Below are 15,796 nucleotides of genomic sequence, written 5' to 3'. Positions count from 1 at the left end.
CAGGTTGGTGACTAGGATTCAGGTTGGTGACGGAGCCACTCTAGGGCTTCGTCGCGATTGCCATGATAGCCGTCCAATTGCATCGATCGAGCTTTGCGCAAGAGTTCCGCAAACCGAGGGCCCGGTCGGAGCCCCAGTGCGTGCAGATCGCGCCCGGTAAGGTGCGGTGCCGGGTTCAGTTCCTCGGCGGGCCATCGCAAGGCATCGCGACAAAACGAGATCCCTCGGCCATCGAGAGCTTCTTCGGCAACGAGGGTCCCGGCCACTTCCACCGCCAAGGGGGCGTGCTCGGCGATCAAGATCGGCTGGATTTGGGACCAAGGAAGCTGGTCGCCAGATCGAATCGCATCCACATGGCTCATCGCGAAAATCGCTTGCTCTGTGACCCGATTCGAGAGCTTCCATCTCGCTTGAATAGCTCCCAATATCTCGGCTGCTTCGCTCTGCGGCACGCCTCGAGTCGGTTCGGATTGGGAGCACAACCAGAGCAGCGCTACGGATGCAGACATCGAAGAATCGCCGTCGTGCTCGGGTTGAAATCGGCTGAGGCAGCGCATTCCCCTTTCGCGTCGCGCGTCATCCTCTCGCCAGCGTCCATCCAGTTCGGGCCACAAGGGAGCCAGTAGTCCGAGCCCATACAATTCCGAGATTCCCCACCCTCGCTTCGGCGATTCAAAGAGTTTGAGCATCTCGGCGGCGATGCGTTCTCCGCTCACAACTAAAATCTCATTCGCATGCCGCTTGATCGCATCGGCAGTTTCGCGATCGATTTCGAAACCAAACCGTGCGCCAAAGCGGACGGCTCGGAGCATACGGAGTTTGTCTTCGTCGATTCGATGGTCTGCTTGTCCGATGGCGCGAATCCGTTTGGCCGCGAGATCGATTGCACCCCCTACAAAATCTTTGAGTTCTTCCGCGATGGGGTCGTAGAACATACCGTTGATCGTAAAGTCACGGCGTTGTGCGTCTTCCTCTGGACGTGAGAATTGGACCCAATCGGGGTGTCTACCGTCGCTGTAGGTCCCGTCGGAGCGAAAGGTGGCAATCTCGACTTGGTAGCGCGTCCCACCGATGCGACGGTGAACGCATGCGACTCCGAACGCGGCCCCGATTGCGAGGGTGTTTTTGGGACCGAACAGCGCGATGACTTGTTCCAATCGAGCGCTGGTCGCGACGTCGTAATCATGGGGTGCATTGCCCATGCAGGCATCTCGGACGCATCCGCCGGCGAAGTACGCGATGTGACCGCTGCGCTGCAGGCGAGACACGATCTCCTTGGCGAACTGGTAGAGTTCGGAGGAGTCATTCCAAACGGCCATGTCGCGCAATCTCAAGGCTCCGCTTTCGCCTGAACATGGATGACTTGGCAATCGGGAAGTGACTCCACGAAGAGCCTGCCATACGGTTTGGTCACAATCCGTGGATCGGTAACCAACACAACACCCGAGTCGGTGGCGGTGCGAATCAAACGTCCGAACCCTTGCTTGAACTTGATCACCGCTTCCGGCAATTGGTAATCGCGGAACGGGTTGCCTCCTTTGCGTCGAATGTCTTCGAGTTTCGCTTCGAGAAGCGGATGATCGGGGACGCTAAACGGCAGTTTGCTGATGATCACCAACTGCAACGCATCCCCTGGAACGTCGACTCCCTGCCAGAAGCTTTCGGCGCCGAAAAGAACACCCCTTGGGTTGGCTTTGAAGTCTTGGAGAAGTTGTGTGCGAGGTGTCCCATCGGCTTGCGAGTAGACAGCCAAACCTCGCTCGAGCATCCAAGGCCTGAGGGCGTCGCAAGTCTTTCGCAGCATGTCATAGCTGGTGAACAGAATAAACGCGCGCCCTTCGTGCGCCGCTACATAATGCCGAATGGTCGGCAAGACTTTCTTTTCGTAATTGGCTTTGTCTTGCGAGGGATCCGGGAGATCGGTCACCAGTTCTAGCCGCGCCAATCGTTTGTAATCAAAGGGACTGCCGACCTGGAGCGCAGCGGCTTTGAGTGCTCCGATCCGCTTTTGAAAGAACTGAAACCCCTGCGATTTGCCGGTCGACAAGGTCGCGCTGGTCAAGACAACTGTCCGCACCTTGTCGAACAACGCGGTCTTGAGATGTTTCGAGATATCGATGGGGCTGCTTCGAAGTGTTATGCGGACCGAGCCGCGGCCGAATTGACTGCGGGACTCCGACTTTTCAAGCCAATAGACCGCATCGGTCTCTTTCTGTTTGAGCCACTGATCCAGGGTGTTGGCAAGGGCCGTGAGGCGTTTGCTGGCCGACATCAACTCCAGTCGATCGTTCGCATTCTTCAAGTCCTGGCCAAATCGTTCCAATTGCTCGGAGAGAGATTGCAACAACACTGGGAGGTCCGTTTGAACCTCCAGAAGATCGTAAACGCGACCATTGCCAGACGCGGAATTAGCGAGCCAGGAGAGGAGATCTTCGGAGAGGGCGTCGAGCGATTCCATGCATCGGTAGGTCTCTCGGGTGAGCTGTTTCAAACCCAGTGCGGAGAGGATTCCCTTGTCGTTGCGAGGGTTGAACAGTTTGCGAAGGGTGTAATCGATTTGCGAGTTGCTGATCTGGAGACCTAAGTGCTCTCCCGCCACCGACTCAATTGTATGGGACTCGTCGAAGATGACGGCGTCGTATTCGGGGAGCATGCCGGCACCCTGAGCGCGGAGAGCGAGATCGCTGAAGAACAATGCGTGGTTCACCACGAGAATTTGCGAGTTATGGACACGGCGTCGGGCTGCGTAGTAAAAGCATTCGTTGAAGTGATCGCATTTGCGACCCATGCAATTGCCGGAGTCGCTGGCAACCTCATCCCAGACCGACATACTCGGTTTGAAAGGAAGGGAGCTGAGGGAGCCCTCGTGGGTTTCCTTGTTCCAAAGAGCGATCTGTTCCAGTTGATCGTAATCCCGATCGCTTTGGAGAAGGCTCGCGGCCCGGCTCATGGCGAGGCCGAGGCGGCGCTTGGAAAGATAGTTGCCTCGGCCTTTGACGAGAACGCTGGTGAACTCGCGAGGAATGACGGCTTTAAGGAGAGGTAGGTCTTTGGCGACCAGTTGTTCTTGAAGACTGATCGTGTGGGTGCTGACGATGACCCGTCGTATTTTCTCCTCCTCTTTGTCGGAACCTCCCAGTTCTTCTTGGTCTTTGCGAGAGAGCCGCGGCGACGGGGGGGAATCCATCCGACCTTCTGCTTGGGTTGCGAAGAGGATCGCGGGAACGAGGTAGCCGAAACTTTTACCGACCCCAGTCCCTGCTTCGACGACGAGATGATGGCCGTCGTGAAGGGCCTTCTCGACTGCTTCCGCCATTTGAAGCTGTTCGCGTCGGTGCTCGTAGTTTCGGATCCTGCGCGCGATATTCCCTTCCGGTCCGAGAATGGAATGAATGTCGAGGGAAGTCATGTGCAGGGGCTACCGAGGGGAAACGGGTCGTGGCCATAAGACTAACACGCGGGCAGGAGAATGAGTAGAAGCAGAATGCTTAGAAGAGGAGCTGGGGGCTTCAGAGCAAGCGACGTAATAGAGAGGGGACCGGGCTAAGCAGCGCGGTGGTAAACGATGGCGTTGCCTCGTTTGGAGTGTTGCTCCGTGGCGCCGCACCGGCGGAGAACGTAGGCGATTTGCTGGGCGAGCCATCGCGGTTCGCCGATAGCTTGGGCCAACTCCATCGTGTCAAAGGTTTTGGGGAGTTTAGGGCGCCCCATCAGTTTCCAGAGGTCTTTGGTTGTGCGCAGCGGGGTCGCAGAATTCGGGTCGGGGGTGAGGGCCAACATCATATCCAGCGATTTGTATTGCTTGCGCCGGCCCCGTTTGGGGGTATCGATCCGGCGTTCGATGCATTGGACCGAGAGAATCTCGATCGAGAGGCGCGGGTGCGGGAAGACTTGCGTGAAATGAATGAGTTCACCGAAGAACTGGATAGGGCGCTGGGATTTGGGGCTCTTCCGTTTTCGGAGGAGTTCGCCTGTTTTCTTGTCGTAGGTCTCGATGATCTTTCGCTCGATCCAAGGCTTCACGATGCGAACGCGATGCCCGTCTTCCAAGAGTGAGAGGATTTTGCGGCGAAGAATCCCGAGGCCCGCATGTTGGATTTCGACCAACGCGCCGGCGGTGTCGATGGCGTCGATCCGGTAATTCGACTCAGCCACCTCGATGGCGTCGGGGGAGGCGGCGTAGAGTTTTTTGAGTTCTCGGTGCAGGGAGGTTTCCATCGCGTCATCCTGACGTGCTGTGCGACCGGTCGCGGGGGCCGGGGAATGGGCGACCTGGGGAGGGAGGAAGATAGCCGGAGTGACTGGGTGGGGGCAAGCTGGGAATGGGAAACGTGGGGAGGGCAAACGACCTGTCGCACGCCTCACGTTCGCCCGGGGATGGTCGGTTTTGTCGGGGAATTGCCGGAATTGAATCTTTTTTCCCCTCGATTCCAGGTGAATATTGAAGGTAGCGACCTGGAGGCGGGCTGGTGATGCGCCGCTTCCGGGACCTTCCTCCTTCCATTTTGTGAATCCAACTCGACATGTCCGACAGCCCATCCGACTTGCCTGTCCCCCCGCCGGTTCCCCGGCCTCCCGTCGCGCGGCCAGCCGTTACCCGGGCGATCGATTTGCACGGGGGAGGTATAGGAGCAGATGCCCGGAGCGGTTTGGCGGGGCGTGGTAACGTCGACACCAATGGAGAGGGCGATGAGAAAGGGCAAATCGCCGGTATCGGGGACTTCGACCCGAACAGCGATTCCGGCGAGTTTGAATTGCAACCCGGGGTTGTACCATTGGATCGCGGGTCCGATCCGAAAACCCCTTCGCTCCCCGTGTTAGGGGAATACGTCATCCTGGAACGAATCGGCGCTGGGGGGATGGGGCAAGTCTTCCGGGCCAAGCACCGGACTATGGATCGGGAGGTGGCGTTGAAGATATTGCCCCAGTCGATGTCTCATGACGCGCTCGCCCGCGAACGGTTTTACGCCGAAGTGCGCGCGACCGCGAAACTTATGCATCCCAACATTGTCACCGCCTTTGACGCAGGTTGCCACCGGTCCGGGGATGCTCAGGTGCATTTTCTGGTTATGGAGTTGATTCGAGGCGAGTTGTTATCACAGCGGATCGCAGCTTCAGGTCCAATGTCGACCCGAGAGGTCGTGGAGATATTGATCCAAGCCGCATCGGCTCTCGAGTATGCGCATTCACTCGGGATCGTTCATCGGGATATCAAACCGAGCAACATGATGCTGACGCCCAGTGGGACGCTGAAGATTCTAGATTTTGGACTCGCCGTGCTGCGCGACCGAATGGAGAGCACCAAGGATCGGACACGTTCGCAGATTATCGGAACGGTCGAGTTCATGGCTCCGGAACAAATCAATGCACCTGATCAAGTCGACCATCGGTGCGATCTGTATTCGCTCGGAGCCACGGTTTTTTATTTGCTGACCGGCAGGCCCATGTTTTCGGGAGAGTTGGTGCAGACTGCATTAGCGCAGGTCCACCGCAGACCGCCTGCGTTGTACGAAGTCCGCGCGGATGTCGACATTCGATTGGATTCGGTTTTCCAATCGTTGGTGGCAAAGAACCCAGACGAACGGCTTCAGTCGGCAGCGGAGTTGATCGACAAACTGCAGCGATTGAATTTGATGGAAGGGCTGGAGTCTTCGTCGCGGCAAGGTGAGTCGGTACTACCAAAGATTTCCCCGGTTCGCCCAACCGATTTTGGTCTTGCTCCCTCGACTTCGCAGAGGCAGTTAGCAGCCATTGGGATCGAATTGGGGATGATCCATTCCCGGGTGAGCTATATCGATCGAGAGCACAAGGTAGAAGAGGTCCCGGTCGATGGGGAATCAACCACGCTTCGCAACATGCTGTACAGCGATGGAGAGCGGGTTGCGGTCGGGGGACAGGCTGCGGAACTTCGGGCGAGTCAACCCGATCGTATCTTCTATGGGATGCAGCGATGGTATGGACTGCCGTTGCTCGAGCGACCTTTCGGAGGCAGGCAGGTGCCACCGGAGGTCTTGGTAGCAGCCGTGGTAAGGCAGATGGTCAACGCGACGCGGCATGTTCTGCCCAGCGCCTCGCATGCCGTCGTAACCGTTCCCGCGTGTTACGATCAGTTGCACCGATGGAGCACTAAAACCGCTTGTTCGATCGCAGGGATCGAATTGCTTCAGCTGTTGGAAAAGCCTTTGGCGGCGACGTTGGCCCATGTGGAGATCGATTCCCGTTTGGCCAAGACGGCTTCGGAGGACGGGTATCGCCGGACGTTTCTGGTCGCGATGTTGACGGGTTCTTCATGCGAAGTTTCCGTTGTCCAAGTGGAGGGATTGAAGGTTCGGTTGATCGCGACCGCAGGTGACTGGCGTCGCGGGATGGTCCGATGGCATGATCGCATGGCGAAGAAGATTGCCAGCGAATTGGAAAAGCGATTCGGTGTGAGCGCGCGCGAGGACCGGAGCATTGCGTCGCGCATTCAGCGAACGGTGGAGAGAACTTTTGAACGGATGCGTGCCGCCTCGGTTGTTCCCTTTATCGTGGAGGTCCCTGGCGGGAAGTTCGAGGGGCGGCTCGACAGGAATCGGCCCGAGGAGTGGGTGGATGAGTTGGTAAGCGACTGCGGTTTGTATGCCAAAGAGGTTGCCGATCGCGTCGGGATCGCGCCGGGCGGATTCGACGCGGTCTTGTTGCTTGGAGACGCCCGGTGGTATCCCTCCATTCAGAATGCGGTTGCCCAAGTCGCGGGGCCGAAGGTTCCATTGATCCCACTTAAATCCAGCCACATCGCCCGCGGAGCGGCCATTCAAGCAGAGTACTTGATGCCACCCATGGATATCGATTCTCCCCATGCGGTATCCAGCACTGCCTACGATCTCGGTGTCGTGATGCAGGATGCTAGTGGCGTCACGGCCCCCAGAATTTTGATTCCTCGAGACAAGCCGCTGTCGTGCCAGGCAACGCGGACTTTGCGATTCTCCAAAGAAGGGGAACGGCAACCGGTCTTGCAGTTTGTGGAGGGGTCCAGATTGGGGAATTCGACTTGGAATAAATTGGGGCGGGTCGACTTGCAGACATGCTTTGCTGGCCGGCGGTCATCCGATCCACTGCAGTTGAGGTTGGAGGTGGATGAAAGTGGCTTTTGGCAAGGACTGATCCATTGGCCGGGGGGGAATAGCCAAGTGCCGGTCTCCCCGCTGAATGAACCGTTGATGGATGTGGTCTCGATTCGGCAGTGGGGAGATTGGTTGGAATCGTTGATGCTGTGCAACGGTTAAGCAGGGATCGAGCATGGATGGAGAAACGGCTTCGAAGCGGACTTCCCCCTTGTCAAAAATTAGTGGTTGGGGTCTACGGAGGACTTGGTATTCGCTAAACTGGGGAGGATGGCGTGTCTCCATTGATCGCCCCCGGCACGGAAGCATTCTTGGACGATTGGCTAGGTGTGTAGGGGGCTGAGTTCGTAGACCCATGGGAATCTAACGCGAGGGTAGGCGGAAATGTTGAATCAATTACCAGTCTTGGACGGTGAGCCAACCGCGAAGGCATGCTGCCGATGGAATCCACTCGCATTGGGAGTTCTCCTCGGTCTGTCGATCGCAGCGATCGCTGGTGTTGGCTATGGCGTGGGACGATGGAGTCAGGGGAGCCAGGAGGCGAGCCAATGGAATGGAATTCCTCGCGATCGCGTTCCGCCCGAGCTGTTGCAGGCATCCGCCACCCACGGTGGCGCCAATCTGGCGGTTGCAACCGGTCAGATCGACGAGAGCTCCGAAGGCTTCTTTGCCCTCGATTTTCTCACCGGGGATCTCAAGTGCTGGGTGTACTACCCACGGCAAGGCGCGTTCGGGGGGATGTTCTATACCAACGTCCAAGCCCAATTGGGAATGAGCAAGAATCCCGAGTATCTCTTGATCACCGGGGCTGCCGATCCCGCGTCGGTAGGGAGCAATATCCGACCTGCTGCGTGCTTGGTTTACGTCGTCGATACCAAGAGCGGATTCTTCGCCGCCTACACGATCCCGTGGAACCGAACCTTGGAAAGCTCGAGTGCAATGCAGGGTGGCGCCATCCTCCCGATCGGTGGAGGTCAAATTCGCGAACCGCAAAGCGGGGTCAAGAAACCGGTCAATCCTCCGAATGCAAACAAGAACGATCCCAAGAAGCCGGGCGGAGTCGGCCCTGCATTTCCGGCAGGTGGCCCCATGCCCGCAGGTGCCAATCCGGGCGCTAATCCAGCGGGTAACCCAGGGGCAAATCCCCCGGCGGATCCGTTTGGGCAGCCCGCGGGCAACAATCCCAACGCTCCTGTCAATCCACGAAAACCTTAGTCACGCGCACGCGTTAGAAGCAAACCTCCCGAGTATGGCCATCAGCGAATGGGTTAGCGGACGAGTCTTTCGATTCGTCCACGGTAACAATCTTGTTTACAACACTTGCTGGGAAGACCCCCGGCTCGACCGCCAAGCATTGAACTTGACCCAGCAAGACAAAGTGCTGGTGATCACCTCCGCAGGCTGCAATGCCCTCGATTACTTGCTCGCCGGTGCAGGAGAGGTCCATGCCGTGGATATGAATCCGCGGCAAAACGCGCTGCTCGAACTGAAGGCCTCCGCCATTCGGAACCTCGATTACGAGCGGTTCTACAAAATGTTCGGCGAAGGAAGGCTTCCCAATGTGGAGTCGGTCTACGCGTCCCGCTTGCGGAAGTCGCTGAGTCCCGTCTCGCAAAAATACTGGGATCGATGGATCCGCTTCTTCGACCATCCCAAGAAAACGTTCTACTTCCGCGGAACCTCCGGTGCGTTTGCGAGGATGGTAGGATCGTATATCGACAAAGTGGCTCGCTGCCGCAAAGAAGTCATTGAGATTCTCGACGCGCCCACCCTGCAAGATCAGCAGGAGATCTATGACCGAGTCCGTCACAAGATTTGGTCCAAGTCGCTGAAGTTTGCCATGAACCGGGATACCACCCTCAGCATGCTCGGCGTTCCCAAGGCGCAGCGACGTCAAATCGATCAACAGTACCCCGGCGGTATTGTCCGGTTCGTCGAGGATTCGCTCGAAGCCGTCTTTGCCAAAATTCCGATCCAGGACAACTACTTCTGGCGCGTGTACATCACCGGCTCCTACACCCCGACCTGCGCACCCGAATACGTCAAACAAGCCAACTACGAAAAGCTTCGAAGCGGTTTGCTCGATCGACTGAATGTGCATACCAACTCCGTCCAAGGATTTTTGGAGCGACACGAGGGAGAGATCACACGATTCATCCTGCTCGACCACATGGATTGGCTCAGCGATCACTTCTTTCCTTGGCTCGAGTCGGAGTGGCAAGCGATCTTGATGCGGGCTGCACCGCAAACTCGAATACTATGGCGATCCGGGGGATTGCGCACCGATTTCATCGACGAGGTGGTCGTTCGAAAGAACGGTGAGTCGGTGAAGATCAGCGAACTGCTTACCTACGACACGGAACTCGCGAACCGATTGCATCAGCTCGATCGCGTCCACACGTACGGCAGTTTCTACATCGCCGATTTGAAAAATGGATAGCCGATTAGAAAAAGGCATAACAGGGCACCGACCACTCGATGTCTGGTATGTTGCGTGGGCGACGGCAATTCGGTGATGGTAGGTCGTTGATGGTGCATCGATTTGTTCGGTTCGCTGCAAGGTTTTGATCGTTTCTTTCTTGGTGCGGGTTGTCAGTCAATGGTTCATTTGCCGGTAGGGTTTCGTTTTGCAGGCGTTTCGGCAGGGATCAAGACGCGAGCTGGAGCGCGCGATGTGACCCTCATTGTTTCCGATGCTCCCTGCATCGCAGCAGGCGTCTATACGACCAATCGAGTCGTCGCGGCGCCGGTGGTCATCTCCCGATCGCGAACCCCCTCGAACGCAATCCGGGGAATCGTCGTCAATAGCGGGAATGCCAACGCGTGCACCGGAGCGCAAGGGGATCGCGATGCGATGCGCATGACCGAACTGGCGGCGCAGGCAGTCGATTCGACGGGAGGATTGAAAGGGGAGCAATTCGTCGTCATGAGCACCGGTGTCATCGGTCGCTTCTTGCCGATGGAGAAAGTCGAGAAAGGTATCCAAGCGGCTGCCAAGGAATTGGCTGCGACCGAACAAGGCTATCTCAATGCTTGCGATGGAATTCTTACTACCGATATCGGCCGCAAGATCAGCGACCGACACTTCCACTTGGCCGGACGTGAGACCCACATCGTGGGGATGTGCAAGGGAGCTGGGATGATCGGACCCAAGATGGCGACCATGCTGGCCATCTTGATCACCGACGCACCGCTCGAACCCGGACAAGCCCAACGACTGCTGCAGGCTGCCGCGAACAAGTCCTTCAACTGCATCAGCGTCGAAGGGCACATGAGCACGAACGACTCGTTGGTGTTGTTGGCGGCGCAGCCCACAGCACAGAGTCCTGCCTTGCAAGGAGCCGACGAAGCTGCGTTTGCAGAACAATTGACTAGCCTCGCGATCGAATTGGCAAAGAAGATTCCCGACGACGGAGAAGGTGCCACGCACTTGATCGAGATCCGGGTGCATGGCGCGAACAACGATGCGGATGCCGATGCTATGGCCCGAAGTATCGCTCTGAGCAACTTGGTCAAGACCGCGATCACCGGCGGGGATCCCAACTGGGGGCGCATCGTATCGGCGGCGGGCTACGCAGGCGTCCCGATGCGTCCGGAGTGGACCGCGCTCCAAATCAATGGTTTGCCTCTGTTCGAACGAGGGGAACCTATCGCTTTCGACGCAGCCAACGTCAGCAGCTCGATTCGTGCTAGCAAGCTCACTCGCATCGATCTTCAGGTCGGCATGGGGCCAGGCGAAGCCATGCATTGGACGACCGATTTGAATACCGAATACGTTCGATTCAATTCGGAGTACACGACCTAATCGGCGAGTCTACGGTCTATTTCGCATTCCCAAATCGATGAGTGCTCCGAGTCGCTGAGTGCTTACAGGTCTTTGGCTTGCATCGCTTTGGCTGCGGACTCGGGAGAGAAGATGCTGTCGACACCGCTCTGCGACAGACGCAGGAGCATAAGCACGGGTTCGTACCGGTTTTCTTGCGTGTAGCTATGCAGAAACTCCGCTCCGAGACCGCAGCGTTCGGCAGTCGGACCGATTACCAGGCAGTCGCCACGTTGCAGTCGGAGATGGATCGCCAGCGGAGTGAAGGGAATTGTGTCCCGCTCCGATACCGGCCTTAGCGCCGCATCCCGTACGACCACCCGATTGCGATAGTCCCCATGTTCGATCTCCGGGGTGAGTCGGACATCCGCCGTGTAATCGTTTCCGGGGGTGGCCGTGAGGGAAAAGAAAAAGCGGGGACTGTCGAGCGACCGGCCCTTGAATGTCTGGTCATGGTAAAAGAGTGTCACGCGATCTTGGTTGAGATCGCGAATGGGGATTTCCTTTCGCACTCCTGCTCGGCAACGCCAATGCCGCGCCACGGAGACCACATCGGCGGCGAGCCCGGTCTGTTCGAGCGTATCACCCTCCATCCGCTTCTCCGTCTCGCTCAACCACGTTTCCAAAATACGAGGCAGGCTTCCCGAAATCTTGGCAACACGGATGCCGTTTCTGTCGAGGTTGAGTCGCAATTCGGGGGGCAAGATCTGTTGGTCTGCCAGGCTCCACAGTTCAGCCGACTGTTCGACTTGTTCAGGTTTGAGACGGATCAAATACGTTTCGATCGCGACCGCTTCATCGGAGAGCGGTGGCGTCTTGATCCCGGCTTCGATTGGTCGAGGCTGCTCCCCGGACGGAAGCCACGTGGCACAGCCTGATGCGAAGCAAAGCGTTGCACCGAAAGTTATTAGCCAAGCTCTAGCAATCATCGCGATCGCAGCGCGTTGTCTGCGGGCCGGGAAGCTGCGTTGGGAACGGTCCCCGGCGCGAAGCCAGGGGCACCGACAGGTTGCCCGGCCGGGGTCAAGCCGCCAGCTGGAGTTCCTCCGGGGATTCCTGCGGGCTGCGCGCCGTTGTTGGCTTGCAGATTGTTCTCCATTCCGGGTGGTACATACTCGCGAGTCTCTTCAGTCCACCCGGAGGGTAGTTTCAACGGGATGAATTCTTTTAGAAAGATCGCTTCGCCAAGCTTTTGCCATGCCGATGCGTTCTTCTCACGCGTGGTGAACTCGTAGTGTTCGCGGCTATCGACCATCGCTTTACCCGGTTCATCAACGTGATCGGGATTGAATTTGATCAAGTGGACGGGGAGGAAATGCTCTCGATCGAGATAGACCAAAACGTGATCGTAATTCACCGCGTCTTGCTGGGTCTTAGGGTATGCCTCGATGACAAAAAGATCGTTGTTCGGGGTTCCATCAGGCTTGGTGGGAGGAGGCAAGGCTCGCAGCCAATAACGTTCCTTCAGCTTCTTGGCCTCGACACCGAAGAGGAACGGCATCGGGGACTCGAGGATCCCGATCCCCTGCATCTCTTTGGGAATGGTGAAGTGCGTGACCTTCTTTTCCTTCCGATCGTAATTGTGAACCGTCGCGCCGTCGCAGATCCAGTAGTCGCCAAAGAGCGAGTCGGAGGCGAGCATTTCCGGTTGATTCTTCGCATCGAGCTTCCCGGTCAGAGCGACCATTGCGTCGATCCGGTACATCCCCTTGTCCGGTTTCATGTAGCGAACGACACCGGCGCTGACGGTCGTCTTGATATCGGTGACTCGCAAGCCGGTTTGTTGAGCGAGCTGCTGCACAAAGTTCGCATTGGAGTTGTATTCGTAGCGACGAAACTCGCACGAGAGCCGATCCAAGTTTTTGGTGCTCTGCTCCCAATACTTCAATAAGTCATCGAGGTATGCGATCTCTTGTGCTGTCAAGGGTTTGTCCGCGTACGGGTCCTTGGTCACGACAGGATCGAGCCCTGACGCGGGGGGGGTGGCGTTGGGGCGTTGCAAGCCCGGATTGTAGAGAGGGTTCGGCGTGTTTGGGTTGGCCGCGTTGTTGGTAGAAACGGGAATCGTCCCGGCAGCACCTGGCTGCTGAGAAGCCTGGGGATTGGCATTACCAGGGCGTGCACCCGAGGTGTTGTAGCCTTGCTGGCCGAACAGCGATGTTCCGCTGCTGGCAATAAGGCAAGCGAGTGTGCACGTTCCGATCCAGCGATTCCAAGTTTTCATTTGTGTCGATTCCATGACGGGCTTGGCCAACTCCGAGCATCATGCTCGGGCGATTGCGGACGAAGATAGCAACTTGCTCGGGTGCGACCTAGATCGGTTTTGGCGATTGTAGGGATTCCGGGATTTGGGGCGGCGCGATTTTTGGGATTGGGCAAAGGCTGACGTGGATTTCAAGTGCTAGCTTTTCGCGGTTCCTTTTCTTTTCGCACGGACTGAGCATCGCGATGGTTTTCTTTGCCCCTACCTATATTCCCATGTCGGCGACGGCTTCCTCTTCCCTCGGGGCAGCGGGGATGGAGTCGGGGCTGGATTCTTATTCGATCGCAGGGTTGCCTAAGCTTTTTGCGGATCGGCGTACGAAGTCGATAGGGGCGTTGCACCTGATCAATGGCGAGCATTTTTCGGGGGCGGAGCGAGTCCAGCAGCATTTGGGCAAGAAGCTTCCGGAGGAGGCCGTCGACGCCCATTTCGTTTGTTTGAAGCCAGACAAATTTCCGGAGATGTCCGGGCTGCCTAGTTCGCATGTTTGGTCCGCCCCGATGCATTCGCGATGCGACGTTTCGGTTTTTGGGCAAGTCGCAGCGATCGCGGCCCGCGTGAAGGCGGATCTATTGCACGCTCACACCCCGCGAACGGCGATGATCGCGAGCTGGGTTTCTCGGCGAACCGGACTGCCGTGGGTGTTTCATGTCCATTCTCCTACGGCGCGCGATTCGACCCGATGGGGAATCAATCGCGTGAACGATTGGATCGAACGCTTCTCCTTATGGAATTGCGATCACATTATCACCGTCTCCAAATCGCTGAGGCGCGAGATCCTCTCGCGCGGCGTTTCCCGTTTTCAAGTCACCTGTGTTCCTAACGGCGTGACCGTTCAAGAGCCGATCGATCCCTTTGCTCGCATCAATCGCGAGACATGGAAGCTCGGAATGGTGGCGCTCGTTCGGCCTAGGAAGGGGATCGAAGTTCTGTTGCAGGCGATGGCGAAGCTCGGGCAAATGGATTCCGTACAAGGAGAGCCACGCGTCACGCTCGATGTCATCGGACCGTTTGAAACGGCGGAATATGAAGCCCAAATCATGGCACAGGTTCAGGAGCTGGGATTGGAACGCATCGTTCGATTCCATGGCTTTCGTCGCGATATTCCCGAGGTGATGAGGGGGTTCGATGCGATGGTTCTTCCGAGCTTGTTCGGCGAAGGGATGCCGATGGTGGTGCTCGAGGCGTTGGCCGTAGGGGTGCCTGTGATTGCCACACGTGTCGAGGGAACTCCCGAGGTTATCCGCTACGGCGAGGAAGGTTTTCTCGCGGAACCGCAGGATCCCGAATCCTTAGCGCAAGCCATTACGGAATTCATGGCGAGCCGCAGCCGCTGGACTGAAATGAGCCAGCGAGCGGTCGCGAGACAGAGGGATCATTTCTCCGATACGCATATGGCTCAAATGACCGCCCAGGTTTATCGGCGAATCGTGGGGTAGAGGACAAGGGATTGCGACTCCCTTAAATTTGCCGGTTCGGTAAACTGATTGGTTCTGATTTCGCCACTTGCCAACAGTAGAACCATGACCGATCTCGATATCCATCAGCAGTTAAAGTCCGCACTCGAAACCTTTATCGATCCCGAGACCGGAAAAGCGGTGGGACCCAGCGGTCAAGTCGGAGATTGCTCTGTGAGCGGTGGAGTGGTTTCCTGTCGCTATAGCATTTCCTCCATGATGAAGCCGATCGCCGATGAGCTGGTCGATCGATTGAAGGGGCACATCTTGGCCCATGTCCCCGGCGTGCAGGACGTGCAGGTCAAGGTTGAGTCGTTGTACAAACCGGCTCCGCCGATCGGTCAAATCGGATTGCGTGCGAAGTGTGTGATTGCCATCGCTGCTGGCAAAGGGGGCGTCGGGAAGAGTTCTTTGGCGGCATCGATTGCGCTGACCTTGGAGAAGCTCGGTTCCAAAGTGGGCTTGATGGACGCGGACGTCTACGGCCCCAGTATTCCGCACTTGTTGGGCTTGGATGGACGACCTGAAATTGTCGATGGAAAGATTCAGCCTATTTGCTCCGGGACCATGCCTGTGATGTCGATGGGCTTTCTCGTCGGAAAGGACCAAGCCGTCGTATGGCGTGGCCCCATGTTGCACGGATCAATCACCCAGTTCCTGCGCGATACGGCTTGGGGAGAACTGGACTACTTGATCATCGACATGCCTCCTGGTACCGGGGACGTTGCGCTCACCCTGTCACAAATTTTGCCCCTGACAGGTACGGTAATCGTTTGCACCCCTCAAGAGGTCGCGCTCCTCGATGCAGGCAAGGCGATTGCAATGTTTGAAAAGACCAGCGTCCCTGTTCTGGGGGTCGTAGAGAACATGAGCGGGTTCACCGATCCTGAAACGGGAAAGACCTACGAGATCTTTGGCAAGGGAGGCGCACGGGCCAAGGCAGAGGAACTGGGTGTTCCTTTTCTAGGAGAAGTCCCGATTCAAATCGCGCTGCGAAGGGAATCGGACGAAGGTCGGCTCGCGGAAGCGTTGAAAGATCCTCAACTATCGAAGCCATTCGAAAACGTTTGCCGAGGATTGGTCCGATCGATTTCAACACGGTTCGCAAAACAGGCCCAGTCCGCTCCTTTACCTTTGCTCCAGTAGGTTC

At 57.3% G+C, this 15,796-nt stretch carries 11 protein-coding genes; 6 read left to right on the top strand and 5 right to left on the bottom strand.

Annotated elements, in window-relative coordinates:
* Window positions 1-11: 11 nt before the first annotated feature.
* The 3 genes from VN12_RS12640 to VN12_RS12630 all read right to left on the bottom strand — a co-directional run bounded on the left by VN12_RS12640 (window position 12) and on the right by VN12_RS12630 (window position 4,218).
* Window positions 12-1,319 (bottom strand): CCA tRNA nucleotidyltransferase, encoded by a 1,308-nt coding sequence (locus tag VN12_RS12640; RefSeq protein ID WP_146677181.1) that lies wholly within the window; start codon window positions 1,317-1,319, stop codon window positions 12-14.
* 11 nt (window positions 1,320-1,330) lie between these two features.
* Complete coding sequence (locus tag VN12_RS12635; RefSeq protein WP_146677180.1) at window positions 1,331-3,409, bottom strand: ATP-dependent DNA helicase; 2,079 nt, start codon at window positions 3,407-3,409, stop codon at window positions 1,331-1,333.
* 134 nt (window positions 3,410-3,543) lie between these two features.
* Entirely contained in the window at window positions 3,544-4,218 is a 675-nt protein-coding gene (locus tag VN12_RS12630) for a hypothetical protein (RefSeq protein WP_146677179.1), read from the bottom strand.
* A gap of 305 nt (window positions 4,219-4,523) precedes the next feature.
* Here VN12_RS12630 and VN12_RS12625 point away from each other — a divergent pair, with 305 nt between their 5' ends.
* The 4 genes from VN12_RS12625 to argJ all read left to right on the top strand — a co-directional run bounded on the left by VN12_RS12625 (window position 4,524) and on the right by argJ (window position 10,908).
* The gene (locus tag VN12_RS12625) at window positions 4,524-7,265 is read left to right on the top strand and encodes a protein kinase domain-containing protein (RefSeq protein ID WP_146677178.1); all 2,742 of its coding nucleotides are present in this window, start codon (window positions 4,524-4,526) and stop codon (window positions 7,263-7,265) included.
* 222 nt (window positions 7,266-7,487) lie between these two features.
* Window positions 7,488-8,318 carry a hypothetical protein gene (locus VN12_RS12620; protein WP_146677177.1) on the top strand — a complete coding sequence of 277 codons (831 nt, stop codon included), beginning with the start codon at window positions 7,488-7,490 and terminating at the stop codon, window positions 8,316-8,318.
* A 34-nt stretch (window positions 8,319-8,352) separates the two neighbouring features.
* Complete coding sequence (locus tag VN12_RS12615; RefSeq protein WP_146677176.1) at window positions 8,353-9,543, top strand: DUF3419 family protein; 1,191 nt, start codon at window positions 8,353-8,355, stop codon at window positions 9,541-9,543.
* A 159-nt stretch (window positions 9,544-9,702) separates the two neighbouring features.
* A complete protein-coding gene (gene argJ, locus VN12_RS12610; protein WP_146677175.1) occupies window positions 9,703-10,908 on the top strand; it encodes a bifunctional glutamate N-acetyltransferase/amino-acid acetyltransferase ArgJ in 1,206 nt (401 codons plus the stop codon).
* A gap of 62 nt (window positions 10,909-10,970) precedes the next feature.
* On the opposite strand, the gene VN12_RS12605 is transcribed toward argJ, so the two are convergent.
* Entirely contained in the window at window positions 10,971-11,855 is an 885-nt protein-coding gene (locus VN12_RS12605) for a hypothetical protein (RefSeq protein WP_146677174.1), read from the bottom strand.
* Complete coding sequence (locus VN12_RS12600; protein ID WP_168164372.1) at window positions 11,852-13,150, bottom strand: TIGR03009 domain-containing protein; 1,299 nt, start codon at window positions 13,148-13,150, stop codon at window positions 11,852-11,854. Before VN12_RS12600 ends, VN12_RS12605 begins: the two co-directional genes overlap by 4 nt.
* A 224-nt stretch (window positions 13,151-13,374) precedes the next feature.
* Here VN12_RS12600 and VN12_RS12595 point away from each other — a divergent pair, with 224 nt between their 5' ends.
* Window positions 13,375-14,628: a glycosyltransferase family 4 protein gene (locus VN12_RS12595; protein ID WP_240491411.1), complete on the top strand. Its 1,254-nt coding sequence runs from the start codon at window positions 13,375-13,377 to the stop codon at window positions 14,626-14,628.
* Window positions 14,629-14,712: 84 nt separating this feature from the next.
* Window positions 14,713-15,792, top strand: a complete 1,080-nt coding sequence (locus VN12_RS12590) for an Mrp/NBP35 family ATP-binding protein (RefSeq protein WP_146677172.1) — start codon at window positions 14,713-14,715, stop codon at window positions 15,790-15,792.
* Window positions 15,793-15,796 lie beyond the last annotated feature (4 nt).

Source organism: Pirellula sp. SH-Sr6A (assembly GCF_001610875.1).
In the GTDB taxonomy this organism is placed as follows: domain Bacteria; phylum Planctomycetota; class Planctomycetia; order Pirellulales; family Pirellulaceae; genus JBKCUI01.
This window is presented reverse-complemented; position numbering and strand designations above follow the sequence as displayed.